At 41.6% G+C, this 17,470-nt stretch carries 15 protein-coding genes and 1 tRNA gene; 3 read left to right on the top strand and 13 right to left on the bottom strand.

What is annotated here, in order from left to right; genetic code table 11:
* On the bottom strand, nucleotides 1-445 hold a 445-nt coding region (locus BKK48_RS00570), incomplete at its 3' end, for a POTRA domain-containing protein (protein WP_279625932.1).
* A 307-nt stretch (nucleotides 446-752) separates the two neighbouring features.
* Here BKK48_RS00570 and trpB point away from each other — a divergent pair.
* Together trpB and trpA are read left to right on the top strand one after the other, a co-directional pair.
* Entirely contained in the window at nucleotides 753-1,949 is a 1,197-nt protein-coding gene (gene trpB / locus BKK48_RS00575; RefSeq protein WP_077426286.1) for a tryptophan synthase subunit beta, read from the top strand.
* On the top strand, nucleotides 1,949-2,761 hold the full coding sequence (trpA, locus tag BKK48_RS00580; protein ID WP_077426288.1) for a tryptophan synthase subunit alpha: 813 nt from the start codon (nucleotides 1,949-1,951) through the stop codon (nucleotides 2,759-2,761). Before trpB ends, trpA begins: the two co-directional genes overlap by 1 nt.
* 96 nt (nucleotides 2,762-2,857) lie before the next feature.
* Here the strand turns inward: trpA and tyrA are convergent, their stop codons facing one another.
* The 10 genes from tyrA to BKK48_RS00620 form a co-directional block, all read right to left on the bottom strand.
* Entirely contained in the window at nucleotides 2,858-3,982 is a 1,125-nt protein-coding gene (tyrA, locus tag BKK48_RS00585) for a bifunctional chorismate mutase/prephenate dehydrogenase (protein WP_077426289.1), read from the bottom strand.
* A gap of 88 nt (nucleotides 3,983-4,070) precedes the next feature.
* Entirely contained in the window at nucleotides 4,071-4,991 is a 921-nt protein-coding gene (gene truB, locus BKK48_RS00590; protein WP_077426291.1) for a tRNA pseudouridine(55) synthase TruB, read from the bottom strand.
* Nucleotides 4,991-5,377, bottom strand: a complete 387-nt coding sequence (gene rbfA / locus BKK48_RS00595) for a 30S ribosome-binding factor RbfA (protein WP_077420866.1) — start codon at nucleotides 5,375-5,377, stop codon at nucleotides 4,991-4,993. The genes truB and rbfA overlap by 1 nt, the downstream gene beginning before the upstream one ends.
* Before the next feature lie 176 nt (nucleotides 5,378-5,553).
* Nucleotides 5,554-7,032 carry a nicotinate phosphoribosyltransferase gene (locus BKK48_RS00600; RefSeq protein WP_077426292.1) on the bottom strand — a complete coding sequence of 493 codons (1,479 nt, stop codon included), beginning with the start codon at nucleotides 7,030-7,032 and terminating at the stop codon, nucleotides 5,554-5,556.
* 132 nt (nucleotides 7,033-7,164) lie between these two features.
* The gene (gene infB, locus BKK48_RS00605; protein ID WP_077426294.1) at nucleotides 7,165-9,684 is read right to left on the bottom strand and encodes a translation initiation factor IF-2; all 2,520 of its coding nucleotides are present in this window, start codon (nucleotides 9,682-9,684) and stop codon (nucleotides 7,165-7,167) included.
* Nucleotides 9,685-9,696: 12 nt separating this feature from the next.
* The gene (gene nusA, locus BKK48_RS00610; RefSeq protein WP_143538724.1) at nucleotides 9,697-11,184 is read right to left on the bottom strand and encodes a transcription termination factor NusA; all 1,488 of its coding nucleotides are present in this window, start codon (nucleotides 11,182-11,184) and stop codon (nucleotides 9,697-9,699) included.
* An 18-nt stretch (nucleotides 11,185-11,202) separates the two neighbouring features.
* On the bottom strand, nucleotides 11,203-11,658 hold the full coding sequence (gene rimP, locus BKK48_RS09805; protein WP_143538726.1) for a ribosome maturation factor RimP: 456 nt from the start codon (nucleotides 11,656-11,658) through the stop codon (nucleotides 11,203-11,205).
* A 175-nt stretch (nucleotides 11,659-11,833) separates the two neighbouring features.
* Nucleotides 11,834-11,910: transfer RNA gene (locus BKK48_RS00615), tRNA-Met, on the bottom strand.
* A 94-nt stretch (nucleotides 11,911-12,004) separates the two neighbouring features.
* Nucleotides 12,005-12,142: a hypothetical protein gene (locus tag BKK48_RS10000; RefSeq protein WP_208604174.1), complete on the bottom strand. Its 138-nt coding sequence runs from the start codon at nucleotides 12,140-12,142 to the stop codon at nucleotides 12,005-12,007.
* Between the two features lie 12 nt (nucleotides 12,143-12,154).
* Nucleotides 12,155-12,847, bottom strand: coding sequence for a BUD32 family EKC/KEOPS complex subunit (locus BKK48_RS00620; protein WP_077426295.1), 693 nt, complete (start codon nucleotides 12,845-12,847; stop codon nucleotides 12,155-12,157).
* Nucleotides 12,848-12,980: 133 nt separating this feature from the next.
* Here BKK48_RS00620 and BKK48_RS00625 point away from each other — a divergent pair, with 133 nt between their 5' ends.
* On the top strand, nucleotides 12,981-13,541 hold the full coding sequence (locus BKK48_RS00625) for a YceB family lipoprotein (protein WP_077426296.1): 561 nt from the start codon (nucleotides 12,981-12,983) through the stop codon (nucleotides 13,539-13,541).
* Between the two features lie 92 nt (nucleotides 13,542-13,633).
* Here BKK48_RS00625 and BKK48_RS00630 read toward each other — a convergent pair whose 3' ends face one another.
* Together BKK48_RS00630 and pepN are read right to left on the bottom strand one after the other, a co-directional pair.
* Entirely contained in the window at nucleotides 13,634-14,551 is a 918-nt protein-coding gene (locus tag BKK48_RS00630; RefSeq protein ID WP_077426297.1) for a LysO family transporter, read from the bottom strand.
* Nucleotides 14,552-14,754: 203 nt separating this feature from the next.
* A complete protein-coding gene (gene pepN / locus BKK48_RS00635; RefSeq protein WP_077426298.1) occupies nucleotides 14,755-17,364 on the bottom strand; it encodes an aminopeptidase N in 2,610 nt (869 codons plus the stop codon).
* Nucleotides 17,365-17,470 lie beyond the last annotated feature (106 nt).

Genomic DNA, 17,470 nt, shown 5'->3' on the forward strand with positions numbered 1-17,470 from the left:
CTTTTCCCGGAATGACCGTTAGCACCAGCATGCCTGAACGTAAATCCTGTGGTTCAACCAGTACTCGGGTGGTGATATAACCAAAATCAATCAAGCGATTTTGAATACGGCGCAATAAAACATTAATCCCCTCTGCCCCAATACAAGCCGGTAAGGCAAAATCCCTTTCTGCATAAACTGCATTTAATGCCCAATGAAAACGACTCGGCTGGATGAGTTTTTTATTCTCGTTATTCTCATCAAAATCCGTCAATACCAATTGATGAATAGGAAAACATTGTGCCTCTTGCTGAGGAAAGCCATGGGTTTTCGTTTTTTCGGCTTCGAATCTGACATTTGGTGATTGTACTTGCTGGGATTGGATTTCACTGTTGAGGTCTGTTTGTTGCTGTTGTTGGCGGGAAATAATCTGTTTTTCAGTCTCTGTTGGAGGACGATTCTGCACCGCTTGCACAAAAGAAGGGAAAAGAAAAAGGGTGGTTAAAGTCAAATAAGAAAATGGGACTTTCATAGAAAATATACGATCTTTATTCAATTGTGTTTTCTAATAAGCGCTGAGAATATTTGATAAAAAAGAAAAATTCAAGGAAAAATAAGCATTAGTAAGGTTCAAACAAATAAAGATCCGATTTGTTATTGAGCTGTTTAACTAAAATTCATTTCTTCAAAAAATTTTCTCAGTCATCTATATTTTTTTGTACTAGTGTAGTAGTATGGCGAACATTCTCATCATTTAATAAAAAGGAAACCCCATGGCAGACACATTATTAAATCCCTATTTTGGTGAATTTGGCGGGATGTATGTACCGGAAATTCTTGTACCGGTACTTCAGCAATTGGAAAAAGCCTTTGTTGAAGCCAAGGATGACCCTAAATTTCAGCAAGAATTTCAAGATTTACTGAAAAATTATGCTGGCAGACCAACCGCATTAACCCTTTGTCGTAATCTGACAAAAGGTACAAAAGCGAAAATTTATCTCAAACGTGAAGATCTTTTACATGGTGGAGCGCACAAAACCAATCAGGTGCTTGGGCAAATTTTACTGGCAAAACGGATGGGGAAAACCCGTATCATTGCTGAAACCGGTGCCGGTCAGCATGGTGTCGCAACAGCCCTTGCCTGTGCGATGCTTGATATGCCCTGCCGCGTTTATATGGGGGCAAAAGATGTAGAACGCCAATCGCCTAATGTATTTCGAATGCGTTTAATGGGGGCTGAGGTTGTACCGGTGCAAAAAGGCTCTTGTTCCTTAAAAGATGCCTGTTGTGAGGCCATGCGTGATTGGTCTGCCAACTATGAAACCACCCATTACTTATTAGGTACTGCGGCAGGCCCTCACCCTTTTCCTACCATTGTGCGTGAATTTCAAAAAATGATTGGCGAAGAAACAAAGCGCCAAATCATAGAAAAAGAAGGTCGCCTACCGGATGCGGTAATTGCTGCTGTGGGCGGCGGATCTAATGCCATTGGTATGTTCAGTGATTTTATTGATGAGCCAAATGTCCGTCTAATCGGCGTAGAACCGGCAGGAAAAGGAATTGAAAGTGGTGAGCATGGCGCACCTTTAGGCCATGCTAGAGTGGGTATTTATTTCGGTATGAAATCGCCTTTAATGCAAACAGAAGATGGACAGGTGGAAGAGTCTTACTCCATTTCTGCAGGGTTAGACTTCCCTTCTGTCGGCCCGCAACATGCTTATTTGCAAAGTATCGGTCGGGCGGAATATCCTTCCATTACCGATGATGAAGCCTTAAATGCCTTTCAAGCCCTTGCAAAACACGAGGGAATTATTCCTGCTTTAGAAAGCTCACATGCCCTTGCACAAGCGCTTAAAATGATTCATCAAGAACCTGACAAAGCGCAAATTCTTGTGGTGAATTTATCCGGGCGTGGTGATAAAGATATTTTCACCGTGGACAATATTTTAACTGAAAAAGGAATGAAATAATGAGCCGTTTTAATCGTCAATTTGCGACACTCAACGCAAAAAATGAGGGAGCTTTTGTTCCTTTTGTCACCCTATGTGATCCAACATTTGATCGCTCTTTCGAGATTATTTGCACACTTGTTGATAATGGGGCGGATGCCCTTGAATTAGGTTTTCCTTTCTCTGATCCGCTTTTAGACGGCCCGGTTATTCAAGCCGCCAATAATCGTGCGTTAGAGGCCGGACACAGCACAGAAGATAGCTTTAAATTACTTGAAAAAGTGCGGTCAAAATATCCAGAAATTCCTATCAGTTTACTCCTTTGTGTAAACCTGATTTTTGCAAAAGGGCTTGATGCCTTTTACCAACGTTGTGCAGAAGTGGGCGTGGATGCCGTATTGGTGGCAGATATTCCATTATTGGCAAAAGAAGATTACATCAATGCGGCCAAAAAACACGGTATTCAACCGGTGTTCATTTGCCCGCCAAATGCTGATGCGAAAACTATCCAAGGTGTAGCCGAAAACAGCGAGGGCTACACTTATTTGGTTTCCCGTGCCGGTGTCACCAGTGCGGAGAACCAAACACATGCCAAAAATCTGGATACATTGATAGAACAATTGAAAGCACATAATGCCCCGCCTATTTTACAAGGCTTTGGGATTGCTCAACCCAATCAGGTAAAAGAAGCCTTACAATTGGGGGCGGCAGGGGCAATTTCCGGCTCAGCCACGGTGAATATTATTGCTTCAAATTTAGACAATCAGGCAAAATGCCTAGCTGAATTAGCTGAGTTTGTGAAAGCGATGAAAGCCGCCACAAAACAACATTGATAAGATAGGTTTGAGCAAATTTAAAGCAAAAGTGCGGTGATTTTTCACCGCACTTTTGGCTTTTTAGTATGGATAACAGATATGTTGTATTTCGTCTTACCCTTGCTTCAGATCATTAGCTTGTTGTAGCAATTGATGGCTTTCTTTTAAAAATTGCTCGGAATAGTCACCAAACCATGCTCTCACCTGATGAAAGGCCTCAATAAACCCTTGTCGATCATGATTTTCAAAGAATTTCAGTGCGTCCTCATAGGTTTGTTTTAGGCTTTCAATCACTTCAAGATTTTCCGGTTTATCCATAATAATATCCGCATAAAGCTCGGCATCTTGTGCGAATAAACGGCCAATCATTGCCAACTCTAAGCGATAAATCGGCGAAGAAAGCGCCAGTAAATTCGCTAAATTGACCGGTTGTTTAGAAAGATGTAAACCATTCGCAAAGGTCGAAAAGTGACGTAAAGCTTGCACATAAGTCATATGGTGATCATGTTCAATGGCATCGGTTTGATGAATTTTCGCTCCCCAAATTTGAATTTGTTCAAGTAACCATTCATAACGTTCAGGAAAACGTCCTTCACAACACACCACCACCTGTTTTGCCATACTGGCAATATCCGGCCCAAACATCGGGTGCAGGCCCACCACTGCTCCTTGATGAATTTCCAACATTTTTGCCAAAGGCTCACGTTTCACCGAGGTGAGATCCGCCAACAGCATATTTTCTGTTAAATAAGGTTTTAAACGCTCAATGGTTTCAAGTGTATTGGCAATTGGCACAGAAACAATCACCACATCTGCATTGGTAAGAATACGCTCTGCTACATTCCAATCATCACGTTCTAAAACAGAAATTGGATAGCCGGAGGCACGCAGATAGCGGGCAAATAATCCACCCAGTTTTCCATATCCCCCTACAATCACAATTTTTTTAATGTTGGGATTGACGGTTTTAAAACCAAATTGATTTTCATTGGTGTAGGATTCCCGCATAAAGCGGCGTAGTACATCTTCAATTAAATCCGGTGAAATCCCCGCTTTTTCGGCTTCTAAACGGCGAGCTTGCAACATAGAAATTTCACGGTCGGGGGCATAGATAGGGAGGCCATGTTGATGTTTCACTTTGCCGACTTGTGAAACCAGTTCAAGGCGTTTAGAAAAAAGTTGAATGAGTTCGCGGTCGAGCGAGTCAATTTCGGAACGTAAATTGTTGAGCGCTTCCATAATCCACCTGTAATTTTTTATTTACATAATTTGTAAGAAAATAATTACAGGCAAGATTACTGGAATTTATCAGGAAAGGCAAATGAAATTAGGGGGATTGTGTGATTAATCGCTGTGGGCGAATGACATTGCCATCAATCAACGCCACCCCCAAAAACATATTCTCCGCTGAAAATAACCGCACTTGGCCTTGTAATTGCTGATCGTTGGCAAATTTTACACGCTGGCCAAAACCAATCCCACGGCTTTGTGTTTCATTCAAATGCAATGCGGGCAATTTGTTCACCGCTGTATCCGTTGGTAATAAATACTGATCCAGCAAGGCTAAATCCTGCTGCGCTGCGAGGTTTTGCAACTCATCCCAGCTCATCATTGCCTCAACAGGATAATCTGCCACCGCTGTTCTGCGTAACATCGTCACATGGGCACCACAGCCTAACGTTTCGCCTAAGTCATCTACCAAAGTGCGAATATAAGTGCCCTTGGAGCAATGCACTTCCAAGGTTAAATAAGGGGCTTGATATTCAATAAAGTTCAGTTCAAAAATAGTAATCGGGCGGGCTTCACGTTCTACGGTGATGCCTTGGCGAGCATATTCATACAAAGGTTTTCCCTGATGTTTTAAGGCCGAAAACATGGTCGGCACTTGTAAAATATCGCCCCGAAATGGCTCAAGTGCGGTCAAAATTTGGGATATTTCCACATTCACTGCTCGCCTTTCCACGATCTGCCCTTCTGCATCGGAGGTATCCGTACGTTCGCCTAATTTTGCCGTCACCAAATAACGCTTATCCGCATCCAACAAAAATTGCGAAAATTTGGTGGCTTCACCTAAACAAATAGGTAACATGCCTGTTGCTAAGGGGTCGAGCGCCCCAGTATGTCCGGCTTTGTTTGCTTGGAAAAGGCGTTTGACTTTTTGCATAATGTCATTAGAAGACATCCCTTGCGGTTTATCCAATAAAAACACGCCGTCAATATCCCGCCCCCGCTTGCGTGGTCTTGACATTATGCCTCTTCCTCAACGTGTTTACGTTCATCTTCACGCACCACGTTCGTCACTAAATTGGACATTCTCATACCTTCGACTAAGGATTGATCATAGATAAAACGAATTTCCGGCACAATGCGTAACCGCATGGCTTTGCCAAGTAAGGTACGAATATAAGGCGCGGCTTTTTCTAACCCTTTCATTCCCTGTTCAATCGCACTTTCATCATGATCGAACAAAAAAGTGACAAAAATTTTGGCATACGCCAAATCGCTGGACACTTCCACATCGGATACGGTTACCATACCAATACGGGGATCTTTTACCTCACGCTGCAAAATCACTGCAATTTCTTTTTGGATTTCTTGCGCCACACGGTCGCTACGTTTAAATTCTCGAGCCATTTTCATTTCCTATTTTCAAAATGCGTTTCAAAGCGGGGAATTATAACAAAATTTATTCCCCAAAAGTGAAAAGTGCGGTGGTTTTTGGCAGTATTTTTGAGTACAAATAAAGTGAGCGATATATCAAACACAATAAAGGCTCACCGTTAAATGCGTTAAATAGCGATAATTTTCTCCTAGAAAGCATTAAGTACATTTTGTCTAATTTGATCAAAATCCGTTCGGCGTAGCAGTTTACCGTCTTCAAAGAGTATTTCTAATAAATCATCACTAAAATCATCTTTGGCGGTTAAGCCGTCAATATAGGTATCATAAGAAAGGACTTTAACACGACCTTTTTGGGATTTTTTTAACCCGTTGTCGGTTTTAGGGTTTTTAAAGATCGCTTTTTCTTCCCCATTAATCGTGATAGCGGTGGCTTTTACGGCAAATCCTAAGGTATCACGCGTATTACGCTGATAGGTTTGCGCTCCAACACCAAACACAATATTGCTGGAAGCAAAGCCTTTGGCTTTTAGCCCCTCTAAAATTTTCACCATTTTTTCATAAGTCACGCCATCACCATAAATTGCGCCGATATGAGGATCGAGAACTTTGTAACCTTTCTGATTTACCTTACCACCAAAAATATCCCATAAACAATCAATTAGCCCTTTACGTTCATGCTCGGTATCCGCCGTTGGATCGCCACAAATAATCGCAAAAAAATCACCACTATCAGGACGAATAACCAAACGGGCATTTTCAGGTCTTGCCATAATTTCCGCCTTTAATAAAGGTAAATTAACGGTAATGTTATGCCAAAAATCTGTCGTATCCGACACAATAGATAACATACTATTCGGAAATTTTGCCATTAAATAACGGAAGGTGGGCAATTCATCAATACCATGTGAACTCATCACCGAGTGTTCTGATGCTGGGATTGATGTACCAATTAACCCCTTTGAACCATAATAGGTTTCAATGAAAGAGATCGCAGGGATCGTATCCGTACCTAAAAAAGCAGTCAAATGACCGGCGCCTGAGGTTTCCGCTGATTCTAAAGAACCCATACCCCGCATTGAGAAATCATGAGATTGAAATGGAACCTGATCTTGGTTATCACAGGTTTCCTCTGCAAATTTAACTAATGCACTCCGATAAGCAAATGCCATAGAAGCTGAGGTCATCGGTTGCCAGAGGGAGACATTAATGAGGGTTTCTAAATAGTTAGTCAGCCAAAAGAAATCAGGATGGGTGTTTTCAATCGTCATCACCGGGACTTTAATTGCCACGGTTTTTCCTTCAGGAATGGCTTTAATTCGGATGGGTAAGTAACCTAGCTCGTGTAACTGTTTAATATGTTCTCCAGTGTCGTCCAACCGCAGTGTTTTTTTAATAAAAGCTGAATATTCAGACACAATGTCATCTTTATCCCGGGAAAAGAAGTTATCATTAAAATAATGGATTAAATATTTAATAATAAATGCTTGAAAACCAAAGGATACAACCCTTGTTAAATAGGGTGCTTGTTTATTACTACGAGGCGTAAATGTACTATAAAGAATTTGTGAACCTTCAGGGTACATTATTCGATGGGAGGTTTTGTAAAAATCACATAACAATGATGGTATAGCACTGGCACGACTATAATGATTTACTAAATTATCCATAAAATTTATTACCCGATAACAATCTAATTTCGTTTTGTGGTGAACACCAAATAAAAAGCGGTTACTTCTTATCACAGAATATAACCGCTTTCAATATTTAGCAGAATTGTTAGACAAGCTACTGCCTAATCATTAAATGGTGCGTTTCACTTCAACCACTTCAAAGACTTCAATTTGGTCGCCCACTTTGACATCATTGTAGTTTTTCACGCCGATACCACATTCCATATTGCTACGCACTTCGGCCACATCATCTTTGAAACGACGGAGGGATTCCAATTCACCTTCAAAAATAACCACGTTGTCACGCAACACACGGATTGGGTTATTACGTTTAACAATTCCTTCTGTCACCATACAGCCGGCAATCGCACCAAACTTCGGATGACGGAAGACATCACGCACTTCGGCCAAGCCAATGATTTCTTGTTTGAATTCAGGCTGTAACATACCGCTCATGGCCGCTTTGATTTCGTTAAGCAATTCATAAATGATGGAATAGTAACGTAAATCAATATTTTCGCTTTCAATCACACGGCGGGCTGACGCATCGGCACGCACGTTAAAACCAACCATAATTGCATTGGAGGCGGCCGCTAATGTGGCATCGGTTTCTGTAATACCACCCACACCGGAACCGACCACTTTCACTTTGACTTCGTCTGTTGAAAGTTCGTGTAAAGCTTGAACAATGGCTTCCACCGAACCCTGTACGTCCGCTTTGACGATGACATTCAATTCTGCCACATCGCCTTCCGTCATATTGCTAAACATATTTTCAAGTTTCGCTTTTTGTTGACGGGCAAGTTTGACCTCACGGAATTTACCTTGACGATATAACGCTACTTCACGCGCTTTTTTCTCATCACGCACAACCGTGGCTTCATCACCGGCAGCCGGTACACCGGAAAGCCCAAGTACTTCCACTGGGATAGATGGGCCTGCTTCCTCAATTTCTTTACCATTTTCATCACGCATTGCACGCACACGGCCATATTCGAAACCACAGAGTACAATATCGCCTTTGCGTAACGTACCGGATTGCACCAAAATGGTGGCCACCGGGCCACGCCCTTTATCAAGGTAAGATTCAATCACCACACCACTTGCCATACCGTCTTTTACAGCGGTTAATTCAAGTACTTCAGATTGAAGAAGGATGGCATCTAACAATTCATCAATACCAAGGCCTTGTTTTGCAGAAACCGGCACAAATTGAACATCACCACCGAATTTTTCTGAAATCACCTCATGTTGGAGCAATTCTTGCTCAACACGATCCGGATTGGCTTCCGGTTTGTCAATTTTGTTTACCGCCACCACTAATGGTGCACCTGCGGCTTTGGCGTGCTGAATCGCTTCAATGGTTTGAGGCATCACACCATCATCAGCCGCCACCACAAGTACTACAATATCAGTCACTTTCGCACCACGAGCACGCATTGAGGTAAAGGCAGCGTGTCCCGGTGTATCAAGGAAAGTGATCATTTTGCCATCGTCCATTTCCACATGGTATGCACCGATGTGTTGGGTAATGCCTCCCGCTTCACCGGCTGCCACTTTCGCTTTACGGATATAGTCAAGTAAAGAGGTTTTACCATGGTCAACGTGGCCCATAATGGTCACCACCGGTGCACGGGTCACTTTTTCTGCATTCACATCACGATCGCCAAGTACTGCTTCTTCCAGCTCATTTTCATTACGAAGAATCACTTTATGACCAAGTTCTTCTGCCACTAATTGTGCGGTTTCTTGATCAAGCACTTGGTTAATGGTAACCATTTCACCCATTTTCATCATCATTTTAATGATTTCAGTGGCTTTAATCGCCATTTTGTTGGCAAGCTCTGCAACGGTAATGGTTTCGCCAATTACCACATCAGCTTTAGCCACTTGAACCGGTTTGGTGAACGCCTGTTGTAATGCCGCCCCTTTCTTACCGTTTTTACCTTTACCTAATTTTCCTTCTTTTTGGTTTTTACGGTTAGATTCACGCTCATTTCGATTATTTTTGCTGTTATCATCATCACGACCGCCTTTTTTCGCTTTAGCGACTTTATTTTTTCCACGACCACGATTTTCATTGCGGCGCTCTTCTTCATCTTCCGCTTCAAGGGCATATTTTGAGCTTAAATGATAATCTGAATAATCTTCTGAAGAGGCATCATTTTCATCCTCTTCCATTTCGGCATAGCGTTTAGCATCTTCCGCAGCTTGACGAGCTTGCTCTTCTGCTTTTTGACGAGCCATTTCTTCTGCTTTACGGCGTAATTCGGCCTCTTCTGCTTTGCGTTTCTCTTTTTCCACATCAACAGATTTAGGCTTCGTTTCGACCGCACTTTTCGCTGCTTTTTCGGCTTTTACTTTTTCCGCTTCCGCTTTGGCTTTTTCTGCTTCTAAGCGTGCTTTTTCTTCTGCGGCTTTCTTTTCAGCGGCTTTTTTGGCTTCCAACTCTTGTTGTGCTTTTAATTTTGCCGCTTCTTCTGCTTTCTGTGCCGCATCGGTTTTCACCGTTCTTTTTTTACGCACTTCCACTTGAACCGCTTTGCTTTTACCCGCTGTTGTGGTGCTGCTCACCGTGGTTTTGGTTCTGCGTTGAATACTTAGTTTTTTCGGCGCTTCACTCTCGGCTTTTTTTACTTCATCTGTCATTATTCATTCTCCTTACTCTTCGCTGAACCAACAAATATTACGCGCAGCCATAATCAACTCTGCGGCCTGTTCAGCGGTTAATTCTTCAATATCCGCTAAATCATCAACACCTTGTTCAGCCAGTTCCTCAAGAGTCGTAATTTGTTTTTCGGCTAATTTGAAAGCAATATGGCGGTTCATTCCTTCCAGATTTAATAATCTTTCTTCAATATTGGCTTTTTTCAGCGCTTCTTCTTCCGCCACGGCTGCTGCTGTAATCGCATTTTTTGCACGGGTTTGCAGTTCTTCAACAAGATCTTCATCTTCTAAGCCGTCAATCGCCGTTAATTCATTCACTGAAACATAAGCGATTTCTTCCAAATTGGTAAAGCCTTCCTCCACAAGAATTTGGGCGAATTCCTCATCAAGCTCCAACGCATTCATAAATAAATTTAATGCTTTATTATCTTCTGCTTGATGTTTTTCATTAAGCGCTTCGGTACTCATGACATTTAACATCCAGCCGGTTAATTGCGTCGCTAAACGAACATTTTGCCCATTGCGTCCGATGGCTTGTGCAAGGTTCGCCTCATCAACGGCAATATCCATAGAATGAGTATCTTCATCTACAATGATTGAGGTCACATCTGCCGGCGCCATGGCATTAATCACAAACTGTGCAGGGTTGTCATCCCAAAGAACGATATCAACACGTTCACCACCAAGCTCATTAGTAATCGCTTGAACCCGTGCGCCACGCATACCCACGCAAGCACCAACCGGATCAATACGCTTATCATTTGATTTCACCGCAATTTTCGCACGAGAACCCGGATCACGGGCTGCACCACGAATTTCAATCATCTCTTCGCCAATTTCTGGAACTTCAATACGGAATAATTCCACTAACATTTCCGGTTTGGCTCTGGTCACAAATAATTGTGATGTTTTGTTTTCAGGTGCCACTTTATAAAGCACACCACGCACACGGTCACCCGGACGGAAATTTTCACGAGGCAGCATATCTTCACGCAACATCACCGCTTCCGCTTTATGGCCTAAATCTAAAATAATGCTTTCACGGTTAACTTTTTTCACCGTGCCGGTAACGATTTTGCCTTCCTCTGAGCGGAACTGATCGATCACTTTAGCACGCTCCGCTTCACGAATTTTTGTGCTGATCACCTGACGTGCTGTCTGCATTGCAATACGATCAAAGGTAATGGATTCTATTTGATCTTCAACATAATCACCCAATTGAATATTCGGATCTTCAAATTGTGCCGCTTCTAAGGTGATTTCTTTTGTTGGCACTTTGATTTCATCCACCACTAACCAACGGCGAAATGTATCAAACTCACCGGTTTTTGGGTTGATTGAAACACGGATTTCCGTTTCATATTCATATTTTTTCTTTGTTGAAAGGGCTAATGCACTTTCTAATGCTTCAAAAATTTTTTCACGCGGCAATAATTTTTCATTAGAAACCGCTTCAGCGGCTAATAAAATCTCTTTACTCATTTTTCTGTTCCTCCTTATTTAGAATTTTGCAATCACATTGGCTTTTTGAATATTGCCAAATACAAAAACTTGCTCCTGACCATCAACGACTAAGATCAGCATATCATTTTCAATGCGTTCCAATTTACCTTGCCATTTGCGGCGATCCATTACCGGAATACGCAAATGAATAGCAATATCCTGTCCAACATAGCGTTCGTATTGATTTAAAGTAAATAATGGGCGATCTAAACCCGGTGAAGAGACTTCAAGATTGTATTTATCGGCAATCGGATCTTCTACATCCAAAATAGCACTCACTTGACGGCTTACATCAGCACAATCGTCAACGGTAACGCCCCCCTCTTTATCAATAAATAAACGTACTGTCATAAACCGACCGGCACGCTGACATTCAATGCCCCAAAGTTCGCAGCCTAAATCTTCTACTGCCCCTTCAAGCATCGTTTTTAAATTTTCTTCTAATGTCGCCAATTTTCTACTCCTGTTAGCGGAATTACGCCATGGTTACAATGTTTTTATCCATCAACCGTTTACATTGAATTTTAGGCGTAAAAAAAGGGTTAGGTTCATTGAACCTAAGCCCAGTTTTTAAATTTCTCGTACAAAAAAACCCCAAATTTGGGGTTCTTTTTACTGAACTTTTTATTGGTTGCGGGGGCCGGATTTGAACCGACGGCCTTCGGGTTATGAGCCCGACGAGCTACCAAGCTGCTCCACCCCGCGTCCGAAAGATGTGGCGTATTATAGTGAACTCTCTTGAAAGATCAAGCTTTTTCTCAAAAATCTTAAAATACTTGAAATTTCAACCGCACTTTAACTAAAAACCAAATCCGGTGCCAAGCCCCACGCCCATACCAACGCCGTTACTTCCGCCCCCAACGCCAATACCGCCACCCACAGAGCAAGCACCGATAAAAATAGACATCGATAAAACTAAGAGAATTTTTTTCATCATTTTTTCCTTTAATTAACGTAATAATTCAAATAAACGATAAATTGCCACAAGATCTCTTTTCGCAATCGGTTTAAAAGGCAATAAAAGATAATAAAGCCAGCGAAAACGAGATAAACAATTTTGCATAAGCTGCCAATTTTTGGGATGACAATGGGCTTGATAATAAGCCGCCGTGTCTTTCACTAAGCTATCCGAAATGGTTTCTTCACGACACAAGCTATGAAAGAAAAGCAACATATCCCGCACAATCAACCAATCTTTATTTTGGCTATTGGAACGTGATTCAAAATCCAAAAAAATAATTTTCCCCTCGTTCCATACGATATCCCGCACAGCAGGGCGTCCATGCACCAATCCCTCTTTATGTAATCCGATTAATGCTTGGCTTGCATCGGCTAAAATCAAAAATTTTTGTTCTTCTGAAACGCCTAAGCCATTAAACCAATTCGAAATACTGTGCCCTGCATCTTCCAAAATAAAAAAATCCTTTCCATAACAAACCACTTGAGGGACCGGCACATTTTGTTTTGCTAATGATAAAAGCGTTTTCAATTCATTATCAAATGATTTTTTAGGATGAGGTTTTAAAAGCAACCAAACACCTGAAAGCTTCTCCGGTTGTTTCAGCCAATAGTCCTTTCCGCCTTCACTAAATTTAACAATGCGTTCTCCTTTGTATCTTTCTAAAATAGACTTAATATTCATCTCTATGTGGGTATTTGTCACACTCTACTCCGATTAATTCGTTTTATACTAGAGGTTTTGTGGTATAGTGCCACCACAAAAAAGCCACACATTCTACGGCTTTATTCAAATCCTTTCAACTTGTAGGTGTTTTATGAAAAATTACACTCGCTTTTTAACGTTATTATTGGGTTTCTCTGTTTTTTCCACAGTGCAAGCCTCGCCTTTTAGTGTTACCGAAGAACAAATCAACCAATATCTCTCAGAAAAAGCCACAATCCAAGATAAATTCAGTTTTCCCGGGTTATTTTCGTTAGATTATCAATTAAAAGATCTCCGCACCCAAATTGGGCGTGGTGCAGAAAAGCGTGTTGAAATAAGCGGTATTGCGGAAGGATTATTCAAACTGGGCAATAAACAGTTTCCCGCTAAGTTAAACCTGACATTTGATACCATTCCCTATTATGAACCGGAAAAAGGGGCGGTTTACCTGCGAGATTTGCGCATCCTACGTTGGTCCGGTGAACCTAATGAATACATGGAGCAATTGCAAATTGCCATGCCGTTTTTAAGCGAAAGCATTTCCTCATTGCTTTCAACCATTCCTATTTATACCCTTGATGAAAGCAATATTCGGGATGTTTTAATTAAGAAATTTGCTAAAGGGATTAAAATTGAACCGGGTATATTAGAACTGGAAGCCAATATTTTATAAACCCTAATAGTCTATAAATCATCGGGGCGAACCTGAACAATCCGCCCCGTTTTTGATTCAAGCTTTCTCTTTTCACTCTTTGCCCATCATTGCTAAATCGGGATACTTGAAAATAGCACCAATAAAAGCGGAGGGAGAATATTGGTGACAAATCCAAAGGAAATCGCGATAGGTACCACTTCGATGCCCCCTGATTTTTGGATGATCGGCAAAGTACAATCCAATGCAGTTGCCCCAGTGATACCAATTGCCGTTGAGCGAAAATGTTGCATAAAAAGCGGGACGATAAATAAACTGATTATCTCTCGAGATAAATCATTAAAAAATGCAATACTCCCCTGCACCGGCCCCCAAGCATTTGTCAGCACCACACTGGATAACGAATACCACCCCATTCCTGAAGCAAAGGCCAATCCCTGCGTGATCGGCATCGTTAAAACCCAGCTTGCCACCATTCCGCCAACTAAAGAAGTGAGAGTAAACACAATACCGGTTTGAAAGCCCCGTTGATTAAATAGTGCCTCTTTTAGCGAAATACCATTATTACGCAACTGAATGCCCACGAAAAAAATTAATACAATCAATACATAAAGATTAATCCCCGTGGGTAACACAAGATAGGCATTAAATAACCAACCGCATAACGTCCCTAAAATCACCGTGCCGGAAAGTTTGAAAGAATCAATCAACGAATGCCAACGAGAAGGGAGCTTTCCTTGAGGTTTGAGCAATGGCGCCGGGTGCAATCGATCATAAATCATTAATCCAATCATATTTGAGGTGAGAATAATCACCGAAAGTACCGTTGCAGTTTTACCGATAATCGGAAGTTTTGTTTCCAGATCATCAAGCTGACCGAGTAAATACCCCATTAAAAACAAGATGATATACAGTAAAAACATCACCATTTGATTGATTTTAGTGATGTAATCCTGCTTTTTAATTTTGATTAAGTAGCCTAAAAACATCGGTATTAAAACAATAAATAGGCCACTGATGATTTCTTGCATTATCCCTCCCTTTCAGTTCAGACCCTGCTTAGCATACTTTATTCGTTACGAGGATCAAGTGATTTCAATTAACATTTCATTAACACAAATAGATTTACCGAGAAAACCCAAAATAAGGAATGAATAATAAAAATGGGAGAGCGAATAGTTGGGAGTGAGAAAGGATCTATTGGGGCAGAAAGCTGCTCTGCCCCGTTCTTTTCTTATTGCAATGCTTTTTCAATCTTCTCAAATAAATCTTTGGAAAGATTTTCAACGCTGCTTAAACGTTCCAACGCTCGTTTCATCAGGGTTTGACGTTGGGCATCGTAGCGGGCGAAACGGATAAGCGGTTCGACTAAACGTGCCGCCACTTGTGGGTTGGCTTCGTTAAGTCGAATTAACACATCCGTTAAGAAACGATAGCCTGAGCCGCTGATTTCGTGGAAAGCCTTCAGGTTTTGATTGGCAAAACTGCCCACCAATGCACGCAGGCGGTTCGGATTGTTGAAATTAAAACTCGGGTGATCCATCAGGTGATGGACAATTTCCAACACATTATCATCCGGTCGGGTGGCTTGTAAGGCAAACCATTTATCCATCACGAGCCCATCGTGTTGCCATTTTTGCTCAAAATCCGCAAGCAAGGTATCACGACACGGAAGAGAGGCTTTGGTTGCCGCTGTAAGTGCTGCAAGCGTATCTGTCATATTATTTGCTGCATTGTAATGCTTATGAACAAGGTTATTGCCAAGGGAAGTGTAAGCCAAATAATTTAAGCAAAGGTTACGCATGGCACGCAAAGCAATATCTTGTTGCGTGATACGGTATGCTTCCAAACGAATATGATTATAGGTTTTAAGCAAGGATTCTTTGAGATATTCGGCAATGGCTCGCACAATAAATTCTCGTGCAGCGACAATACCGTCGGGATCAATCGTTTTGAAACTTTCGGCAAATTCAATTTCTCTTGGCAAGGTAAGAATTAAGGTCGCCAACTCAATATCTGCTTCATAATTTTCTAACACTTGTAAAAGTGCGGTCAAAATTTGAGGTGAAATTTCAAAATCTTCTCCCTGCTGAAAATGGCTAACGTTACGACGTAACTCATTCGTCAATAACATTTGTGCCGCATCCCAACGTACAAAGGCATTATCGGCAAATTTCAATAACGTAAGAAGTTGTTCGGTGGTGTAATCATAGTCTAATTTCACCGGGGCAGAAAAATCTTCTAACAAAGCAGGAACCGGGCGACCATAAATACCGTGAAATTCAAACACTTGATCTTTTTCTGTGATATTGAGTACACCACTTAATGCTTTGCCGTCATATTGAAGCATTTGTTTTGTGCCGTCTTGGGCATATAACGCCATTTTTAGCGGAATATGTAAATTCACTTTTTCCATTTGATCCGCTGTCGGTGGGGTGGATTGAGAAACGGTAAGGCGATAAGTGTGGGTTTGTTCATCATAAGCATCCGTAATTAATAATTCCGGTGTGCCTGATTGACTATACCAACGGCGGAATTGGGTTAAATCCAGCTCGTTGGCACGTTCCATGGCTGAAACAAAATCTTCACAGGTGGCGGCTTTGCCGTCATTTTCTGCAATATATAATGCCATGCCTTTTTGAAATCCCGCTTCGCCCAATAAGGTATGCAACATACGGATGATTTCTGCGCCTTTTTCATACACCGTCACTGTATAAAAGTTATTCATTTCAATCACTTTTTCCGGACGAATTGGATGTGCCATTGGGCCAGCATCTTCGGCAAATTGCGTGGTGCGTAAGAATTTCACATTATTGATACGATTGACCGCACGAGAGCCGGTATCAGAGGAAAACTCTTGATCACGGAAAACGGTTAAACCTTCTTTTAAACTTAATTGGAACCAATCACGGCAAGTAATGCGGTTACCCGTCCAGTTATGGAAATATTCATGGGCAATCACACTTTCGATAGCAAGATAATCCTCATCTGTTGCGGTTTGTGGGTTCGCCAACACAAATTTGGAGTTGAAGATATTCAATCCTTTATTTTCCATCGCCCCCATATTGAAGAAATCTACCGCCACAATCATATAAATATCCAAATCGTATTCAAGATTAAAGCGTTCTTCATCCCATTTCATGGATTTTTTCAGGCTTTCCATGGCCCAGCCGGCACGATCAAGATTGCCTCGATCCACATAGAGTTCTAAGGCCACTTCCCGACCGCTTTGGGTGATAAATTTATCTTGTAATAAATCAAAATCCCCTGCCACTAAAGCAAACAAATAGCTTGGCTTCGGGAAAGGATCATACCATTCAACCCAGTGGCGACCGTTATCTAATTCGCCTTCAGCAATGCGGTTTCCGTTGGAAAGTAAATAAGGATATTTCGTTTTATCTGCAGTAATTTTGGTGGTGTAACGGGCCAATACATCGGGGCGGTCTAACATATAAGTGATTTGACGGAAACCTTCCGCTTCACATTGGGTACAAATGCCTTCCCCCGATTGATACAAACCTTGTAACGAGGTATTTTTGGCAGGGACAAGAATGGTAACGATTTCTAGCTCAAATTCAGCGGCAGGTTGTTCCCTTAAATCTAAGGTTAAACTTTCACCGTCTTGCTGATAAGCGGTAAAAGGCTTACCGTTAAATTGAATAGAAGAAAACTGGAAACTGTGACCGTCTAAACGCAAATGGGTAGCTTCATCATTTAAACGTTGGAATTTGGTGGTTGCAGTGACAATGGTGTGATTTGGATCGAGTTGAAAATCCAAATAAATGTCTGTCACCGTAAAATCCGGCTTTTTATAATCTTTTCGATATTTTGCTTTGGCTAACATAATTGCCCCTTTTCAAGGAAAAATTGCCCATTAGGATATGATTTTACCACCAAAGTTGCAATGGAATTTTCTCCCCTAACGCCCAAGCAAACGTTTGCTTGGGTGA

The sequence above is a fragment of the Rodentibacter heidelbergensis genome (genome assembly GCF_002000125.1).
GTDB lineage: Bacteria > Pseudomonadota > Gammaproteobacteria > Enterobacterales > Pasteurellaceae > Rodentibacter > Rodentibacter heidelbergensis.